The organism is Microbulbifer sp. Q7 (genome assembly GCF_001639145.1).
Lineage (GTDB): Bacteria > Pseudomonadota > Gammaproteobacteria > Pseudomonadales > Cellvibrionaceae > Microbulbifer.
This window is the reverse complement of the sequence record NZ_LROY01000002.1, coordinates 1763797-1781028: the sequence shown is the minus strand read 5'-3', so window position 1 is coordinate 1781028 and position 17232 is coordinate 1763797. Positions and strand designations below refer to the sequence as shown.

The following is a 17232-nucleotide window of genomic DNA, read 5'->3' as shown; positions in this document are numbered from 1 at the left end:
CTTATCCCCCGTATGGCGACCACTGGCGCTGCCCGTTCGGCCCCGGGTTGAAATGTGCCTCGCATGGGCGTTGAATAGCGCCTTCTTTTCGTAAATACAGTTGGTAGCATGACAGCCGCACTCTCCATTCGCGACCTGCAGAAAACGTACGACAATGGCTTTCAGGCCCTGAAAGGCATCAGCTTCGATGTGCAGCCGGGGGACTTTTTTGCCCTGCTGGGGCCGAACGGCGCCGGCAAGTCCACCACCATCGGGATTCTTTGCTCGCTGGTGCGCAAGACGGGCGGCAGCGTGTCTATCTTCGGTATCGATATCGACAAAGACTTCCCCAGGGCCAAGCAGCAGCTCGGCGTGGTGCCCCAGGAGTTCAATTTCAGCCAGTTTGAAAAGGTGTTCGACATCGTCTGCACCCAAGGCGGCTTTTATGGCATGCCGCGCAAGCTCGCCGAGGAGCGCACCGAGAAGTACCTGCGCAAATTGGGGCTGTGGGACAAACGCAGCACCCAGGCCCGTATGCTGTCGGGCGGTATGAAGCGCAGGCTGATGATCGCGCGCGCGCTGATCCACGAGCCGAAGCTCCTGATTCTCGACGAGCCCACCGCCGGCGTGGACATCGAGTTGCGGCGTTCCATGTGGGAGTTCCTGCAGGAGATCAACCAGCGGGGCACCACCATTATCCTGACCACCCACTATCTGGAAGAGGCGGAGAGCCTGTGCCGCAATATCGCCATCATCGACAAGGGCGATATTGTTGAAAACACCTCGATCAAATCCCTGATCAAAACCCTCAGCCGCGAAGTGTTTATCCTGGATACGCGCGAATCCCTGAGCGAGGTGCCAGACTTCGGTCACTTTGAAGGTCGCCTGTTGGACGAGCACAGCCTGGAGGTAACAGTGCACAAGGGGCAGTCGCTGAGCGAGCTGTTTACCCTGCTCACTGCACAGAATATTTCGGTAACCAGTATGCGCAACCGTGCCAATCGACTGGAAGAGCTGTTCGTCTCGTTGCTTGCGGACAACAAGCAGCAAAAAGCCGACGATGACCAGGGTGAAAGCAAGGAGGTGCAGTCATGAGCCTGTCGTTAATCTGGACCGCGTTTTCCACCATCTTCCGTCGGGAAGTGCGCCGGTTTCTCCGTATCTGGCCGCAGACGCTGGTACCGCCGGTGATCACCATGTCGCTGTACTTTGTGATTTTCGGTTCCCTGATCGGCAGCCGTATTGGTGAAATGGGCGGCTATTCCTATATGGAGTTTGTGGTACCGGGGCTGATCATGATGGCGGTGATCACCAACTCTTACGGCAATGTGGTCTCTTCGTTTTACAGTGCCAAGTTTCAGCGCAGCGTGGAGGAGTTGCTGGTGTCGCCCACGCCCAACTGGGTGGTGATGGCGGGCTACGTGCTCGGTGGAGTCGCGCGCGGCCTGATCGTGGGAGCGGTTGTCACCCTGATCGCGCTACTGTTCACCTCGCTGTCGGTGCAGCATATCGGTCTCACAATACTGATCGTGTTCCTGACCTCGGTTCTGTTTTCACTGGCGGGATTTATCAATGCAATCTTCGCCAACAGCTTCGACGACATCTCGATTATTCCCACCTTCGTGCTGACGCCGCTGACCTATCTGGGTGGGGTGTTCTATTCCATCGAACTGCTGTCGCCGTTCTGGCAGGGGTTGTCCAAGCTCAATCCGATTCTGTATATGGTCAATGCCTTCCGCTATGGGGTGCTCGGTGTTTCCGATATCAGCGTGGGCTGGGCCTTTGTCGGTGTGCTGGCCTTTATCGCGCTGCTGTCTGCCTGGGCTCTGCACCTGATGAGTCACGGCAAGCGGCTGCGCCATTAATCGCACGTCATTGATAGAACGCCATTGATAGTGCGTCACTGATAGATCGAGGTTACTGGAGCTGACGATGCAACGCGAAGACTGGCAAAACCTGCCGCTGGGGCAGGAGACCCGCTACGAGTCCACCTACAACCCGCAGCTGCTGCACCCGATTCCCCGCTCGGTATCGCGCGCGCACCTGGGGATTGAGGGGGCCGCGCTCCCGTTTACCGGTGCCGACGAGTGGTGGGGGTTCGAGCTTTCCTGGCTGAATCCCAAAGGGGTGCCGCAAGTAGCGGTGGCCCGTTTCCGCTTTGCCGCCTCCAGCCCGTCGATGATCGAATCCAAGTCGTTCAAACTGTATTTGAATTCGTTCAACCAGACGGAATTCGAATCTGCCGAAACGGTGCGCGCAACGCTGGAAAAAGATCTGAGTGCGGCCGCCGGCAGTGATGTGGCGGTGACCCTGTTTGATGTAGAGGACCCGGTGCTGGCGGTGCAGGCTCCAGTGGGAACCTGCGTGGACAAGCTCGACTTGGAGACACGGGTCTATCAGCCGGATGCCGGTTTGCTGAAGCTGGCGCCGGGCGCGGGTGCTGCGACCGGGGAGACGCTATACAGCCACCTGCTGCGCAGCAACTGTCCCGTAACCGGGCAGCCCGACTGGGCCACCGTTTCTATCACCTACCGCGGTCCACAACTCGACCATGCCTCGGTGCTGGCCTACGTGGTTTCTTTTCGCGAGCATCAGGATTTCCACGAACACTGCGTGGAGCGTATCTATTGCGATCTGCAGCAGCTGGCGGATTTTGAACAGCTGACGGTGTGCGCCCGCTATACCCGTCGCGGCGGACTGGATATCAATCCACTGCGGACGTCTACGGGCGAGATTGTGTTTCCGGGGCGCTTTGCCCGGCAGTGAAGCTGCCGGGGCTGGCGTAGGGCGGGGCGTTAGATGATGACCTTGCTCTTGAGGCGGGCCTGCGCCTTTTGCAGCGCCTGCAGCACTTTTTCCTTGTCGTAATTGCGCACCTTGTCCAGGTCCAGGTGCATGGCGAAGCCCGGGGCGTGTTCTTCCAGGTAGCTCTGCTGGCCCCCCAGGTTCTTGCGCAGGTCGGTGACGGAATACACCTTCACCGGCGTGCTGAAACCTTTCACGGTGACATGGCCCTTGTCGCGACACATGACGGTCTGCTTGATCATGGCCCAGGTTTCATGGCTGATCAGCACCTCACCGGGGTCGGCGGCGCTTTCCAGGCGCGCGGCCAGGTTTACGTGGGTGCCCATCACCGTGTAGGTCTGGTGGTCGGCGGTGCCGAATACCCCAACCGTACAGTAACCGGTATTGATCCCCATGCGGATCTGCAGCGGGTGCGAGATACCCTGGTCGTACCACTCCTGCATCATTTCCCGCACGCGTTTACGCATCGCCAGCGCCATGGCCACACAGCGCAGTGCATCGGACTTGGGGCCTTTGCTCTGGTCGTCCCCAAACACCACCATCACCGCATCACCGATAAATTTATCGATGGTGCCCCCGTAATGGGCGACGATGCGGGACATTTCCGTCAGGTAACTATTCAGCAGACGGGTGAGCGTTTCCGCCTCCATCTCCTCGGTGAGCTGGCTGAAATCCTTGATGTCGGAAAAGAACACCGTCAGCAGTTTGCGCTCGGTGACGATCTCTTTTTCCTTGCCGGTCGTCACGGCGCGCCACAAACGCTTGGGTAGATAGCGGGACAGCTTGTAGCTGGCCAGATTGGCGATGCGCTGTTCCCTGTGTAGCTGCTGATTGTCAGCCTTCAGGCGGGAAATCTGTTTGTGGGTGTAGAAGGCGTAGCAGCAGAAGTACGTGAATACCCCGATCAGGCTGGCAGCGCTGATGTTGAGGTCGGCGTTGACCACCAAAGTCGGGCGGTGCAACAGGTAGCCCGCCCCCATACCGATCAGCATCGCCGTATTGTGCTCAAACCAGCTGCGACCGCCACCCTGGGTCAGGGCATTGAACTGCACCATGGTGACGAAGAGCAAACTGGGCAGCAGGCTGAAATTGGCCATGGCCATCGCCATGCCAATCAAGAGGGCATCGGTAAATGCAAGCCAGCGGCGAATCTTGGCCGCATTTTCTGGAATGCTGCGCCGCGCAATATGGTGGGCAACGGGAATATAGGCCAGCAGCAGCGCCGCCATGGCGAGCTGAAGCAGCGCACCTTTCGAGAGCTGTGCGGACCAATTGACACTGCTTAACAGGGTACCGGAGGCCGCAAAACAGATCAGGGCACGGAAATAGATTGGATAGCGGGAGTCTTGCGGGCGCCCGCCGGTTTCTTCTGGCTGATTCTGCATGAACGCTGGGTCTTATCGGTAACGGTGTGGATCCGGGAGCATGTTGTTTTCTTCTCGTCCCCATCAGTCACTGGTGTACAGCGCACTCGTCCGGCCGCGGGCGGGTGCTTACGCCAGTGCCTCAAAAGTTTTTCATTATAACGAGGCTTGGATCACTGACAGGCGCAAAGTTTACCCTCATGTTGGGGTGAATGCGACGGCTGGAGAGGACACAATTTCAAATTGAACGGTCGTACCATAATATTCGTTCCAAAATTTGCGGTAGAATTCCACGTCCCTGAAAGGGAGTTCTAATAGGCTGCTTATTAACTGGAGAAGATCTATGGACGCGCTGGAGGCTCTGCACAACCGGGTATCTGTGGGCGGGTTGACGGAACCTGCCCCAAGCCGCCAGCAACGGGAGGCCATTTTCCGCGCTGCGCTGCGTGCCGCCGACCACGGCAACCTGCGCCCCTGGCGCTTCCTGGTGGTGGAGGGCGAGGCCCGCAACCGGATGGGAGAAATCTACCTCCAGGCCAGCGAGGCCGATGCCCCCCTGAGTGACGTCCAACGTGAGCGCACGCTCGCCATGCCCCTGCGTGCCCCGCTGATCCTGGTGGCGATCACTCGCCTGCAAGAGCACCCCAAGGTGCCTTTTGAAGAGCAACGCATGTCCACCGCCGGCGCGGTACAGGCCATGCTGACCGCGGCGTTTGCCGAAGGTGTTGGCGCCTACTGGCGCACGGGGGCGCTTGCGGAAAACCGGGTGGTCGCAATAGCACTGGGGCTGGCTGAAAACGAAGAAATCAGCGGCTTCATCTACATGGGCACCCCGAAAAAGCCCCCCCGTGCGGCACCGGAGCTGGCAGTGGAGGATTTCTTTGCGGAATGGACAGGCGACTGATCGCTGCACATTGGGCGCAAGTGGCGGAAAATTCCGAAATACACTTGCACCCACCGCCACCTTTCTGTAAAGTGCGCGCTCGCTGATTGGGAGCTATGTTACTGATTAGCAAGACAATTTGGTGAGGTGTCCGAGTGGCCGAAGGAGCACGCCTGGAAAGTGTGTATGTCGAAAGGCATCGAGGGTTCGAATCCCTCCCTCACCGCCATCTATCAAGAAGCCCTGATTTTTCGGGGCTTTTTTGTTTCTGGCTAACTAGCCCCTATCAAATTGCTTCACATTGGCTTGAAAAATTGCTTCACATTTGGAGGCAATGGCCGTGGGTCGCTATATCATTCTCAGCATGTTTCAGAAGAGCAACGGTTACTGGTACGTCCGTGAGCGTGTTCCTGTCGATGTACAAAAAATCATCGGCAAGAAGTACTTTGAACGATCTCTGAAGACCAAGAACAAGGCAGAGGCCGCAGCCCGTGCGGCTGTTGTCCGTGTCGAATTGGACAAGCTTGTCACTGAGGCCAGGTTGAAGCTGGCACCCAAGCGAAATGACTCCCTAAAGCTCAAACCTGTCGATCTCTTCACGCTTGCCGAGATGTGTATTCGATATCAGGTGGAGCTGATGGAGGAGGCTGACAGCATTGTCGACTACATCAATTATCTTCACCGACTAACGCCCAACATGACGCCCACCAAGAAAGCTGCTGATGGTTTGCTGTTGGACTTCTTCCATGCCCGAAACATTGCGATCTCTCCTAGGAGTAAAGCGTTCGAAGGTGTCAGCAAAGCTCTGTTGGATAAATGGGACATGCTCACAGATGCTCTGGTCTTTCGCGGTGGCGACAAGTGGGGCCATGAGTTAGGTACAACGCTCACTGAGGCGAATTTGTCTGAAGCTGGTCGCGCCCTTGTCGATAATTCAATTACGATCACTGCACTGTATGAAGAGTACAGGGCCACTGAGCTTGTCCAGGCAACCCCGAGTCAGAAGCCGGCGCTGTTGAAGCGGTTCAGGGACATCGATCAGGTGGTACGCTGGTTTGTTGGCCATGTTGGAGGAGATATTCCTGTTCAGCAGGTCACCAAACAACACGCCTCTACATTCGTAAACCGGCTCATTCTCCGACCGGTTACCAAGCGCAGGGACATAAAGGCGCTCTCTCTGGAGGATCAAATTGCTTGGGCGGAGAAGGGCGACGAGCAGCGTGTGGCATCGAACACTGTCAAGAAGGATGTTCGGCTGTTCCAGTCGTTGTTCTCTGTAGCTGTCGATCATCACTACATCGAAGAGAACCCGTTCACTGGCTCATTGAAACGGGTAGCACGGAAGGCGGCGAAGTCGTCACCCAAGAAGACTGGCTATTCTGATGCTGACTTACAGAAGGTATTCGGCTCTGACTTGTTCCGGCATAAGTTCGAGCCGGTGCGCAGGGTCGACACTGACTACGGCCTGTCATTATTCTGGGTTCCATTAATTTGCCACTACACCGGCGCGCGGCTCAATGAGGTTGCTCAGCTTCACCTTTCAGATGTAAAGCAGGAGGAGGGCGTCTGGTGTATCGATATCAATCCTAACGCTGATGACAAACGCACCAAGAACGGTGAGCCTCGCCTTGTGCCTATCCACGAGCATCTCCTCGACCTTGGCTTCCTTGAATACGTGGAGCAGGGGCGACTGCAACACAGGAAGCACAAGACCGCTACCAGCCATCGCGTCTTTTCAATGCTGAAGCCAAATACTGACGGCACATTGTCGGCAGGGCTCAGTCGAATGCTAGGTACTCAATTCAAGGCGCTTGGCATTGCTGAAGGCTTGCAGCCTGTCCATGCATTTCGCCATACGTTCAAGACGGCCTGTCGTCGCCTAAACGTGGCGGAAGATGTTCACGACGCAATTACTGGGCATCAAGGTTCTTCAGTCGGGCGTGGTTATGGTGGTATCGGTATCGACACCGCTAATAAGGTCATACAGCAGCTTGAACGGGTTCAGCTCCCGGTGAAGCACTACACCGAGCTCAAATAAGGCCAGCTACTCGCAAGAGATTTAAATGGAATAGTTCGGTATAAAGCCCTGCAGTGTCGAATTCATCGCCATCGATGTGGTGGCGATTGTGATAGTGGTGAGAGGCTGAACACTTGAGGTGCGGTTATTATTGGGAATGCTGTAGGGGTGAGCAAGCTCAGACTGGTGATAGGTGGCTGAATTTTAGGTAAGGGCTGTAGGTAATTCCCTGAAGTCTGTGGTGTAGGCGGGAGATAGAAACTCCCTCTGCATCAGCCAGTCGTTAGAAAGCCTTGAGCTCGCTAGTACTACTTTCCCTCGTCCCAATCGCTGGTTAATGGCTGTGAGACACTTGGCTAAACCATCGTCTTTGCTCGGATTGTTGGAGAACAGGTCACTCTGTAATTCGGCTTCTGACTCCAGTGCAGATAACATCACTACAGCTCTGCGATATTCGTAGCCCTCTGCGAAGACCTCCTTCAGGCAGTGCCGTGCTGTTCCCATCAGTACGGACGGCACACAGCAGGCAGGGCGCAACTCAGTAAAAGCAGATGCCTCTCGCCACTCGCCGCCGGGCTTCCTTCGTTGGGTAGTGACGGTCAAACGCCCAGCAGCTCCAGACTGCGCGGCCAGCTTTTCGCAACTAAGCATTACGTGATTGGCCACCGCAGCCATCAGTGCATCGAAATCATGTAAAAGCTTACCGAATGTTCGACCCGATACGATCTCGTTCTTGACACGATCCATTGGTGCGAGCTCGATGCAGGGTATGCCCTGCAGTTCGCGGGAAGTACGCTCCGCAGTCACGCCAAGCGTTTTCCGTAACGTCGGAAGATGGGCTACTGAAAGCTCCCAGGCACTGGTAATTCCCATCGCTCCAAGGCGCTCCGAAAGGCGTCGACCAATCCCCCAGACCTCTCCAACAGGCAGCTGCCTCAAGAGCTGCTGGCGGTGGTATTCAGTATTGATCTGTAGGACGCCGCCAGGCACACCTAGGGTCTTGGCGAAGTGGTTTGCGGCCTTAGCCAAGGTTCGCGTTGGGGCAATCCCGGCACAGCATGGCATAGACGTCCACTGGTGCACTGCTGACACCAGTCGCTGACAATGTTCTGCTAATCGTTCGCCGAAGCCCCGAAAGTGGAGGAAGCTCTCATCGATACTGTACTGCTCCACCTCTGGGCAGAACTGCTCCAGCGATGAAATAAAGCGGCAGGACATGTCATGGTAGAGCGTGTAATTGCTGCTTCGGGTAACAACACCTCTTTCGCGTAACACCCCCCGTACTTCAAACACCGGTGCGCCCATCTTCACTCCCATGGCCTTAACCTCTGCACATCGAGCGATTACGCAACCATCATTATTCGAGTAAACCGCGACGGGCTTATGTCGAATTGACGGGTCGAAGGCTCTCTCAGAGGACACATAGAAGTTATTTACATCGACGAGAGCGATCTGATTGGCCTGTAAGTCCCAGCGCTTCATGCTGGCCCCCGATGACGAGTGAGGCTGGCGATCACCACTCCATCCAGATCGTATTGAGGAGCTCGCTCCAGAACGATATCGGGATAGTCAGTATTACCAGCGACCAGACGGCCGGGTTTAGTTCGGTACTGCTTAACCAAGAAGCCATCGGCACAACCTGCGATGACGATATCACCATCGTGGAGCTCGCAGCTGCGGTCAACCACCAGCAGACTCCCATGGTGTAATCCATGACCAGTCATAGAACGCCCTTCAGCCTTCACGAGGTAAGTCGCAAAGGGACGACGGATTAACCAGTCGTGCACAGATTGAGGCTTGGGGCCGGGGTCAGGCCGGCGACGATACAGGCGGATAGTAGCGGCAACCACGACGCCTATACCGGGCTCAGACGCCTGCGCACAAGGCCAGTCCAGTAGTTCGTCCATGTTCGCGACCCAGAGCTGGTCTCCAGCCACCGGTCGCATTGCCAAGTCCAGAATGAGGTATGTGCGGCCATCACTCCCCCAAGCGGCCAACTGGCAAGCTGAACGTGTCGGCCAAAGCCAGTCGTCCAAGATCAAGGGCTTGGCAGAGTAGGCGGCTGCTGGCGAGGGAAAGCCCGCTGAGACAGCGACAGGCAGGAAAGGTACGGGAGTAGGGGATACTGTATTCATATACAGTATTTTGGGCAACCTACGTGCTTCGGTCAATACTCTGACTGCAGCAGAACTGACCGTTCTTTGGCACAATATCCAACAGTAGAATAAACCAACGACGGGACATACATGCGCTCTATCCTTGCCGCCACCCTATTCCTCATGCCAGCCTTGGTCTTCGCTCATGGCGGGGGCCTTAATGCCGAGGGGTGTCATAACGACCGTAAGCGTGGTGAGTACCACTGCCACCGCTCCGCAAACGTCCCAACCCCCTCAGTGGAGACTGCGTCACTTAAGAGTGATCGAAACTCCATCACCACATTCTCCCAAGCAAAGCGTGTCCTCTCATCGGCTGTGTATCGGGAACCAGCTGATCAAGTCGCCTTCTATTCTGGCTGCGCCTACCACCGCCAGGGAAAGAAGCTTGTGCCCGACTGGACCACCTGCGGATATAAGCCCCGCAAGAACGCTAACCGGGGAAGCCGCATTGAGTGGGAGCACGTAGTTCCTGCTTGGGTCATCGGTCACCAGAGGCAGTGCTGGCAAACCGGTGGGAGGAAGAGCTGCAGCCGGAATGATGAGTTATTCCGTATGGCCGAGGCCGACATGCACAACCTCGTCCCGGCGATAGGAGAGCTTAATGGTGATCGCTCAAACTACCGTTTCACGGAACTGGGGGATAGTTTTGGGCAGTACGGCAACGTCGAGTTCAAAGTGGACTTCAAGCAACGCGCAGTACAACCTCCGGCCAACCGCAAAGGGGATATCGCACGGACGTACCTCTACATGGCCGACACTTATGGCCTTTCACTATCACGAGCACAGAAGCGACTGTTTGAAGCTTGGAATTGGCAAGACCCTGTTGACTTGTGGGAATGTGAAAGAGAGCGGCGAATAAAAGAAGTCCAGAGCAACTCTAATACGTTCGTATCAGAAAATTGCTAGACCACAAAAATGTGACAGAAATCAAGCGGAACTGCGCAGATATAATAAGTGCACAACTTCGTCATCAGGCGGCAATAAAAGATAAGGAATATAATGTCGACTTGTAAATCACCAGAATGTCCGTATCAAACTGTACCCGGCGCAATTGTATACGCCGCCGTACAAATTGATGAACATCATCTCAGACGTGCAGAGCTTTTGAGTTATTGCTGGTTACATCTTCCAGACAACAACTACATAATCCAAGAACACGATGAAAAGCCAACGGAAATTGAGACAACCCCATCAGTAAATCGCAAGTTTCGGCAGGTTGTAGGAAGAAAGCACGAACTTGATGTAGTAGCCGTTGCAAAGTTCAACGACTTCTTAAGTGAAGCTCTGAAAGCTAACATCTCAGATTTCTCAAGCACACAGGGAAGAAACCGAGCATCCTTCCCGCCTGGAGCAGCCTTTAGGAGCCCCCCCCAATTAGAGCAGCTAAGGTTTGATCAAGTTGACTTTCTTGGTGACATAACTTTTGATGGTGTCAATGCAAACCATTTAGCTCTTTCACGCTGCAAGGTAGACGGCAAACTAAAGGTAACCGACTCAGCGATACAAAATCTAACCATTCAGATTGAAAAAGAATCTAAAACAAGACAAATACTAATAAGTTCTATAAGTCCCCCAAAAAAAGAAGATAGCTCAGTAACCGTAGGTATCCCCGAGAATAACTCGAGCTTAACGCTAGAAGGTATCACAGTTGATACACTAACTGTCCGAACAACTTCAAGCCCGCCATCTCAGCGCTCACCTTCAAATACATTGAAAGTAGAGAAATCCACTATCGGTCATGTAGAAGTCCATGGAATTTGGGTAAAAACTTCCCTGAATCATGTAACCATGACAGACGAGTCAGAAAATAAAGAGAGATTTTTTTTCCGAAATGGGGTGGCTAATTTTTTAGAAGTTAAAAATACGAAAGCGAATGGAAAGATAACTTTTACTGTTGCTGAGAATTCTCCAGAAATATCCATAAAATCAACTCAATGTGAAGATATCACAATAAAATCAGAAGCCCTGGGGAAAGAGAAATCTCTATCAAGGCTTGAGATTAAAGACTGCAGCCTCGCCAATCTAACAATAGATGATTGCAAACTACATAAGATGCTAATTCTGAGTGGAACTGACGTTACTGGAGTACCAAACATTGGGGCGGAAGCTCTAGCAAATGGCGCAATATTCCCCCCTAAAGAATGCTTTACAATGAGACATGGATTTGCTGCAGAAAGAGCATACAGAAGAATTTTTAAAATCCTCGAAGAACAAGGAGACCATATACAAGCTGGCACCTTCTTCGCCCTAGAGCATGACTGCATGAACCACAAGATCGCTCAAGGAAAAACAAATAGACTCAGGCGGTGGTGGGAAGAAAGATTTAGCTGGTCAGCGCTATACAGCCGATTCTCAGACTACGGAATGAGCACGGAGAAGCCTATAAAATGCCTCTTATGGTTATTCGTATTAACTGTAGCGATTATTTTTACCACTATCTCTGACTGTTACTCTCCATACTCAAGCGAATGCAACGTCGACCTTGAAAAGATATCAGTAGCAGTGGAATACCCAATCAAGGTTTTAGTTGTCCCATTTTCAATTTGGCGTGAAGAAAGATTACTTGTCGAGGACTACATCACAGCGACAACAAGATTCAAAATCTTCTTGACGATATATGCAATGCTTGCCTTTACATTCATCTATCTATTCTTCTTAGGCTTACGCTGGAGGTTTAGACAAAGATAGCCCCCACCAAGGGATTTGGCAGCTGCCAACATCTCGACGGCCTCCATCCGAATTGTCAGTTTGCACTTATCTCCGCAATACTTAGAGGCAGCTGGCGAAGGGCGAAACTGTCCCCGCAGGATGGCGGCTGTACAGCTTTTCAAATTACACATAGTATCTGTCAATACTTTCGGGGGGCAGAAAGGTCCGCAGTCGCACTAAAATTACTTTTAACCATAGTGCGCCATTCTGTGGCAATTGGGGCATAGCGCAATTGCATTTTCGACACTGTCCTCGCCGTCATCGGCTAGACGGATTTTATGGTGCACCTCGAGGTATGGCTCTCCGTTAGACCTTCTAATAAACGGAGCTTCGTTACCACAGTTTTCACAGGTCCCATTGGCGCGAGAAAGAACTTCAGCCACAACATCTGGGTTACGAACGAAAACATCTACGAAACACCGCCTTTTATCTGGCTTTTTCTTGGCGTTCTTAAGTCTCGCCTTTCTCTCCGCTGCTGACCCATGAAGTGAACTTTGTATTTCAAGTTCCGCTTTTGTTATCAAGTCATCAAGCCTGACCACCTCAGCTTCCAAGCGACTAAAATCAATCAGCTCCTGAATTTTTTCCTGGTCAAGCTTCAAGATCGAGTGCTGAGAATTTTGGCCGTTGGGGGACGCCGCACAAGCTTTGACATCCCTAACTGGCACACGATCTTCTAGCCTAATAAAATTACCAATAATAGCCTCAAAAGACTTGACAGGCTGACTGGTAATCTTCGGTACTTTGAACTCCTCTCCGCAGCGACCACACTTCCAGCGAGGTAGCTTCGTAGATCTTTCACGCACGTCCGTAGAATCGCAACTTACACATCGAGAATGCTCCTTTACTGATGAATAAGATCGTACCGATCCGACCACCCCGTAACCGAGGATATCGTTTTCCTTGCGTAAAACCACACGATCATGCTGCTTCAAATTACGATGATTTGGCACCAAGCTATCATAATTATACTGGCGGCCGGTCGTGTCCTCATAACTCCTGATGCCCTTAGAAACTCGCGTCTCGTCAGATTTCTCCAAAAGTAACCAATAATCCATAATTCAACTTCCTTACGAAGAACGCCAATATGACATGTACATGCAAGTTTTTCGATTGTGCACCGTTGTACCATAATCAACTTAAAATATGGATAGGCCCTTTCTTTAGATCGCCAGTTCCTTCTGGACATCCTTGAGGCCATACCTGTTCAAGGCCACTACCAGCGCCATGGGCAGCTTATAACGCGCTGCAGTATTCTCCAGCACCCGTTCGAGATACCTTGCCTCCTTATCCGGTTTCAACCAGTGGAGGTGCTTGGTTTCCCTGTCTAAGTATCGGACAGCAGACGCTAGGCTTTGAGCAGTCCCGTGGAGTGCGGCCTTCTGTAATTCCGTCAACTCCTCTTGACCTTGGGTGTATCCACCATGTTTTCGGATGCTCGGCAATACTTCCTTGAAGACCCAACGCTTGAAGCGTTGGGCGGCCTCCAGTCTGCTACCGAAGATCAGCCCGTACAAACCGGCCTCGTTGATCAGGTTCACGCTTCGGGCCTTCGGGCTACCAGATACGATTTGAGCGTCACGTTTGCTTACGGTCAAAATGTCTTCCGAGTCTACGTGGTCCTTCAGTGCTTGCCTTGGGTTACTGTGGCCCAGTAGGTCGCATACTTCTTTGACAACCCAGTATTCCAGCCCTTCATACTGAACAACCTTTATTGGCTGTCCGTCGAACTGGAAGCTAGTCAAGTCGTTGATAGTTAATTCATTCATTGGCGGTCTCCATTAAATTTCAGATACCGGCAAACGCAGCAGCGGCATAAGAGAGCTGCTGGTTGGCCTGTGGTGGTTTGGTTTAGTTGGTAGTGTTAGCGTGGCTTACGCTTCGTGAGGCGGTACTTCTGGACTACATCAGGGACATGCTTGAAGTTATCGAACAGTGCCGACGCCATCGCAGTTCGAGTCAGGTGGTAGACCTGCTGTCCCGGCTCAAGCTGTTTCGCCCATGCCATCACTTCATTGACAGACACATCCTCATCGCCGTTGGCTTCCATCACTGCAGCGATCTTGCCAGCAGCGGTCTGAGCCATGCTGTCGTACATGCCGGTGATGTCATCAGGGGTTACTCCGCGTGTCTGGAGTCGGTCTGCGAGATTCATGGCAGCGGTGCTGTCGCCCATCACGTAGCTGGTCATGGCCATTCTGAACGCTGACTCGCCTACCTGGTTAATCGTCCACTGAGCATTGTTGGACGTTTCCTCATCGTACTGGAGGGGATCGAGACCGGCGGCGGGGCTGTCGTCCTCAGCGATCTCTTCCTGCTGATAGCCAGCTTCTTCCAAGCCTCGCTGGTAGGCAGCGTCGGATAGCTGTCCGTTGGCTTTCAGCTCATCGAGCATCGCCTTGTGCTTGTGGTCGACTATGCGCTTCGAGGTGGTGGTACTCGCTCCCGGCTCAAACCACTCTGATTTAACACCGACGCCAAGGTTGTATGCCTCATCGATGTCGAGGTAATCACGACCACCGTAGCTAGCGGCCTGCTGTCGCTTCTGCTCGGACAGGTAGTTATCGACACCATCGCTGTATCGAGTGTCAGCGTCACGGGTGTCAGTTTGAGTAGGTCTCAGGGCCAGATGTGCGCGGCCAGTTGTTTCATTGGTCATTGGGGTCTCCAGATTTAAATACGGGTGAAGACACGGCATCGGCCAGTGTTTGGATTACTGGTGTGTGTGTCTTTGTAAATTTGATCGACGCAGAACTTCACTACCCATTCAGCGTCCACGGTTTCACCTTGAAGCTGGCTGAAGTAGGCGATCAGTTGCTGTAGTCGTAAGCCGGTATCGGTTGGCTTGAAGTGCTGCTCGATGCGCTCAGGCATCGGCATGTAGTTACCGCTGTTGCTCGTAACTTGTAACGGCTGCGGCATGTATTCGTCGTTGAGTTTCCTCATAGTGAGTAATCTCCAGTTGGGCTGACCAAACCTTCAAGGCAAGGAAGAAGAGCATTGAAAAGGCGATGGTTAGCAGTGGTTGTTTATGGGTCATGGTGGTCTCCAGACTGAGGGTCATTGAGGGGCGCATGACACGATCAAAGATCGGTCGAGCCGTAGGCTCATTCAGAGGCGCTGTGGTGGCCCTTGCTCTATCTGGCGTGTCGTTATTGGTTGAGCTGTTAGACAGGCTCAGGGAGGCGCTGAGGGCGTCTCGAAGGGTTGTTATCGCGTGTAGTCTGCAGGCCTGATCTTGCCCAGGAGAAGACCGGAGAAGATCTCACGCATGGACACCTTGCGATCATGCGTTAGCTGCATGTTGTGTTGGATTTTGGATAGCACAGCGCGTGATGGCTGGCAGAGATCGACATGAACCATGCCAGTGGCAGTCGGTGAGACCACCTTGTAGTAATCGCCTCGAGCATTCATCGGGGTTACCTCTTTGTATAAATGGGAATTGTGAAAATAAAGAGCGACTACTGCTGGTGATGAAACCAGAGCAATCGCCCAGTAGAGCTTTAGGGCTCATGAGCAAGTAAGGAATCTGAAACGTAGCAACCAAGAAACGTCAGAGTCTGGAAGGTGGAAGAACCATCCTTCAGGTAGCCCCCTGCTGGTGAGACCGGTGTGTACTGGAGACCACCAAAGACCAACGGTGCAGGAGAAGACACCGAAGACACTGGAACAGACACAGGTACATAAAGACCAGCAAGAGGCTAGCTGAAGAAGGGTTGAGACAAAGGGGAAGACAAGGGAGAAAGACAAGGGAGAGACAGCTATTGGTGATAGTGATCTGTGATTAATTCACTACAGACATCCCCTGTCTGAGCCCTATCTTTAGGTTTGTCTTTAGGATTATCTTTAGAATCTTTTAGTTAATATTCTTTAATGAATACAACATTAAACAACGGTCTAATACTAAGGCTGCAGGATAGTCCTAAAGATAAGAAGCCATTCCGTTCGCCCCAGTCTACAAGCCCTGAATCAGGGGTAGATGGTTTGTCGCTTTCCACAGCAACGGCGAGTATTCCCAGTCGTACACCGGACAGGTCGGGGCCATTACCTCCCTACTGTGTCTGTTACATCAACTACCGGCCACCTACTGGCATCACCGAGCTTGCTTAAGGCTCTGTAATGATCGTGATAGTGGTCGTTGCCATAGACGCAATCGAAGATTGGTCGAGCCAAAGGCTCAGGCAGTAGACGCTTGGTCGAGCCATTGGGCTCAGTTGATGTGATGTCGTACCAGACCCGGTCACCACCTGCAGAAGCAAATGGCTGATATCAGTTAAACCGGGGTTTGTTGTCGTGTGTCGAGTTAGTGCGTCGACGGACGCGATCAGAGATCGGTCGAGCCGTGAGGCTCAGTGACAGCCTACCTGTATTTGGTTCGGGTAGGGCTTGAAGTGATCTTGGGGAATCTGTGTGCCACAACATGATGCTTGTAGAGATGGCAGGGGGTGAGAGATGTATGCTGGAAAAGGTTGAAAGTTTTATTTCATGGGCGAGAGGCCTTATTTGTGTACATCTGACTCAGAGATCATAAAGTTTTATCTCATGGGGGGGCGACCTTATTTGTGTACACTTGCTCAGAGATCATAAAGTTTATTTCATGGGCAGGCGGCCTTATTTGTGTACACTTTTAACCGCCCATCTCCCCCTTCACCTTGTATACGTAAGACCGGCTCACACCGAACTCCTTGGCGATCGACACAGGCCCACGATTAGCGGCCAGTGCTTCCACGATCCCGGCATATACATCAGGCTTTCGCTTATAGCGACCTTGCACTGCAGGCAGCAGCTCTGCGAAGAACTGCTGATTCTCCAGTGATGGAGTCAGATCGAAGTACCAGTAATCTAGGTGCCGATACCTCAGTCGGACTTCATGGTTAAAGCTGGTATTAACTCCAGCATCCCGCCCCTCCCGAAGTGCTGCCAATACTTCGAGGCGCTTTTGTATCCGTCCAGACTTCCGGTATCTGTCGATCTGGAAGGAGATCAGCTGGCGACGATGATGAGCGCCTCTGAGCGAGGAAACGACCTTGTAACGGCCATTCCCTTCAGCAATCTGGGGAAAGATCTCAACGAGCTTTGTCACGATCTCAGAGTCGGGCCTGATAGCCTCGCGGTAGGGGATTGAACTGATATTCAGCTCCAGATACAGGTACAGGTCGATCCGTACCATAGTCGCCTTGTCCGAGGACGGTTCACTGCCCCCAAAGTAGTTCCACCTGTTGTCGTACAACGGGCAATCTTCGGTGTAGTTCTCTTTTGAATAGCCGGGAATCAGTAGCTGCTCCCGAATGGTTTGGTTGTCTTTCATGTTATTCCTGG

The 17232-nt window shown here is 53.0% G+C and carries 15 protein-coding genes and 1 tRNA gene; 8 read left to right on the top strand and 8 right to left on the bottom strand.

Annotation, left to right across the window (positions count from 1 at the left end):
* The first annotated feature begins 108 nt into the window (after positions 1-108).
* The 3 genes from AU182_RS13060 (at position 109) to queF (ending at position 2745) form a co-directional block, all read left to right on the top strand.
* Positions 109-1074: an ABC transporter ATP-binding protein gene (locus AU182_RS13060; protein WP_066965988.1), complete on the top strand. Its 966-nt coding sequence runs from the start codon at positions 109-111 to the stop codon at positions 1072-1074.
* On the top strand, positions 1071-1844 hold the full coding sequence (locus AU182_RS13055; RefSeq protein WP_066965985.1) for an ABC transporter permease: 774 nt from the start codon (positions 1071-1073) through the stop codon (positions 1842-1844). Before AU182_RS13060 ends, AU182_RS13055 begins: the two co-directional genes overlap by 4 nt.
* 67 nt (positions 1845-1911) lie before the next feature.
* On the top strand, positions 1912-2745 hold the full coding sequence (queF, locus tag AU182_RS13050) for an NADPH-dependent 7-cyano-7-deazaguanine reductase QueF (RefSeq protein ID WP_066965982.1): 834 nt from the start codon (positions 1912-1914) through the stop codon (positions 2743-2745).
* A 29-nt stretch (positions 2746-2774) separates the two neighbouring features.
* Here queF and AU182_RS13045 read toward each other — a convergent pair whose 3' ends face one another.
* Positions 2775-4169, bottom strand: a complete 1395-nt coding sequence (locus AU182_RS13045; RefSeq protein WP_066965979.1) for an adenylate/guanylate cyclase domain-containing protein — start codon at positions 4167-4169, stop codon at positions 2775-2777.
* Positions 4170-4491: 322 nt separating this feature from the next.
* Between AU182_RS13045 and AU182_RS13040 the strand changes: the two genes are divergently transcribed.
* The 3 genes from AU182_RS13040 (at position 4492) to AU182_RS13030 (ending at position 7069) form a co-directional block, all read left to right on the top strand.
* Complete coding sequence (locus tag AU182_RS13040) at positions 4492-5052, top strand: nitroreductase family protein (protein ID WP_066965976.1); 561 nt, start codon at positions 4492-4494, stop codon at positions 5050-5052.
* Between the two features lie 120 nt (positions 5053-5172).
* Positions 5173-5260: transfer RNA gene (locus tag AU182_RS13035), tRNA-Ser, on the top strand.
* A 111-nt stretch (positions 5261-5371) separates the two neighbouring features.
* Positions 5372-7069, top strand: coding sequence for a site-specific integrase (locus AU182_RS13030; protein ID WP_193754345.1), 1698 nt, complete (start codon positions 5372-5374; stop codon positions 7067-7069).
* Positions 7070-7252: 183 nt separating this feature from the next.
* On the opposite strand, the gene AU182_RS13025 is transcribed toward AU182_RS13030, so the two are convergent.
* A complete protein-coding gene (locus AU182_RS13025) occupies positions 7253-8530 on the bottom strand; it encodes a Y-family DNA polymerase (protein WP_066965970.1) in 1278 nt (425 codons plus the stop codon).
* Entirely contained in the window at positions 8527-8772 is a 246-nt protein-coding gene (locus AU182_RS16925; RefSeq protein ID WP_369802084.1) for a LexA family protein, read from the bottom strand. Before AU182_RS16925 ends, AU182_RS13025 begins: the two co-directional genes overlap by 4 nt.
* Positions 8773-9294: 522 nt before the next feature.
* On the opposite strand from AU182_RS16925, the gene AU182_RS13015 reads away from it, so the two are divergent.
* Both AU182_RS13015 and AU182_RS16565 read left to right on the top strand, forming a co-directional pair.
* The gene (locus tag AU182_RS13015; RefSeq protein WP_369802078.1) at positions 9295-10110 is read left to right on the top strand and encodes an endonuclease; all 816 of its coding nucleotides are present in this window, start codon (positions 9295-9297) and stop codon (positions 10108-10110) included.
* Positions 10111-10203: 93 nt separating this feature from the next.
* Positions 10204-11892: a hypothetical protein gene (locus tag AU182_RS16565; protein ID WP_153039228.1), complete on the top strand. Its 1689-nt coding sequence runs from the start codon at positions 10204-10206 to the stop codon at positions 11890-11892.
* A 209-nt stretch (positions 11893-12101) separates the two neighbouring features.
* Here AU182_RS16565 and AU182_RS13005 read toward each other — a convergent pair whose 3' ends face one another.
* The 5 genes from AU182_RS13005 to AU182_RS12980 all read right to left on the bottom strand — a co-directional run bounded on the left by AU182_RS13005 (position 12102) and on the right by AU182_RS12980 (position 17221).
* Positions 12102-12971 carry an HNH endonuclease gene (locus tag AU182_RS13005; protein ID WP_066965960.1) on the bottom strand — a complete coding sequence of 290 codons (870 nt, stop codon included), beginning with the start codon at positions 12969-12971 and terminating at the stop codon, positions 12102-12104.
* A 105-nt stretch (positions 12972-13076) separates the two neighbouring features.
* Positions 13077-13682, bottom strand: a complete 606-nt coding sequence (locus AU182_RS13000; RefSeq protein ID WP_066965957.1) for a BRO family protein — start codon at positions 13680-13682, stop codon at positions 13077-13079.
* A 95-nt stretch (positions 13683-13777) separates the two neighbouring features.
* Complete coding sequence (locus AU182_RS12995) at positions 13778-14572, bottom strand: hypothetical protein (RefSeq protein ID WP_066965954.1); 795 nt, start codon at positions 14570-14572, stop codon at positions 13778-13780.
* Positions 14573-14586: 14 nt separating this feature from the next.
* Entirely contained in the window at positions 14587-14859 is a 273-nt protein-coding gene (locus AU182_RS12990) for a hypothetical protein (RefSeq protein ID WP_066965951.1), read from the bottom strand.
* Positions 14860-16540: 1681 nt separating this feature from the next.
* On the bottom strand, positions 16541-17221 hold the full coding sequence (locus AU182_RS12980; protein ID WP_066965945.1) for a hypothetical protein: 681 nt from the start codon (positions 17219-17221) through the stop codon (positions 16541-16543).
* Between the last annotated feature and the right edge of the window lie 11 nt (positions 17222-17232).

Coding starts and splice junctions, on each gene's coding strand:
- AU182_RS13015 (WP_369802078.1), top strand. CDS start 9,295: ATGCGCTCTATCCTTGCCGCCACCCTATTCCTCATGCCAGCCTTGGTC.
- AU182_RS16925 (WP_369802084.1), bottom strand. CDS start 8,772: ATGACTGGTCATGGATTACACCATGGGAGTCTGCTGGTGGTTGACCGC.
- AU182_RS13005 (WP_066965960.1), bottom strand. CDS start 12,971: ATGGATTATTGGTTACTTTTGGAGAAATCTGACGAGACGCGAGTTTCT.
- AU182_RS16565 (WP_153039228.1), top strand. CDS start 10,204: ATGTCGACTTGTAAATCACCAGAATGTCCGTATCAAACTGTACCCGGC.
- AU182_RS12980 (WP_066965945.1), bottom strand. CDS start 17,221: ATGAAAGACAACCAAACCATTCGGGAGCAGCTACTGATTCCCGGCTAT.
- AU182_RS12995 (WP_066965954.1), bottom strand. CDS start 14,572: ATGACCAATGAAACAACTGGCCGCGCACATCTGGCCCTGAGACCTACT.
- AU182_RS12990 (WP_066965951.1), bottom strand. CDS start 14,859: ATGAGGAAACTCAACGACGAATACATGCCGCAGCCGTTACAAGTTACG.
- AU182_RS13025 (WP_066965970.1), bottom strand. CDS start 8,530: ATGAAGCGCTGGGACTTACAGGCCAATCAGATCGCTCTCGTCGATGTA.
- AU182_RS13000 (WP_066965957.1), bottom strand. CDS start 13,682: ATGAATGAATTAACTATCAACGACTTGACTAGCTTCCAGTTCGACGGA.
- AU182_RS13040 (WP_066965976.1), top strand. CDS start 4,492: ATGGACGCGCTGGAGGCTCTGCACAACCGGGTATCTGTGGGCGGGTTG.
- AU182_RS13055 (WP_066965985.1), top strand. CDS start 1,071: ATGAGCCTGTCGTTAATCTGGACCGCGTTTTCCACCATCTTCCGTCGG.
- AU182_RS13045 (WP_066965979.1), bottom strand. CDS start 4,169: ATGCAGAATCAGCCAGAAGAAACCGGCGGGCGCCCGCAAGACTCCCGC.
- AU182_RS13060 (WP_066965988.1), top strand. CDS start 109: ATGACAGCCGCACTCTCCATTCGCGACCTGCAGAAAACGTACGACAAT.
- queF (WP_066965982.1), top strand. CDS start 1,912: ATGCAACGCGAAGACTGGCAAAACCTGCCGCTGGGGCAGGAGACCCGC.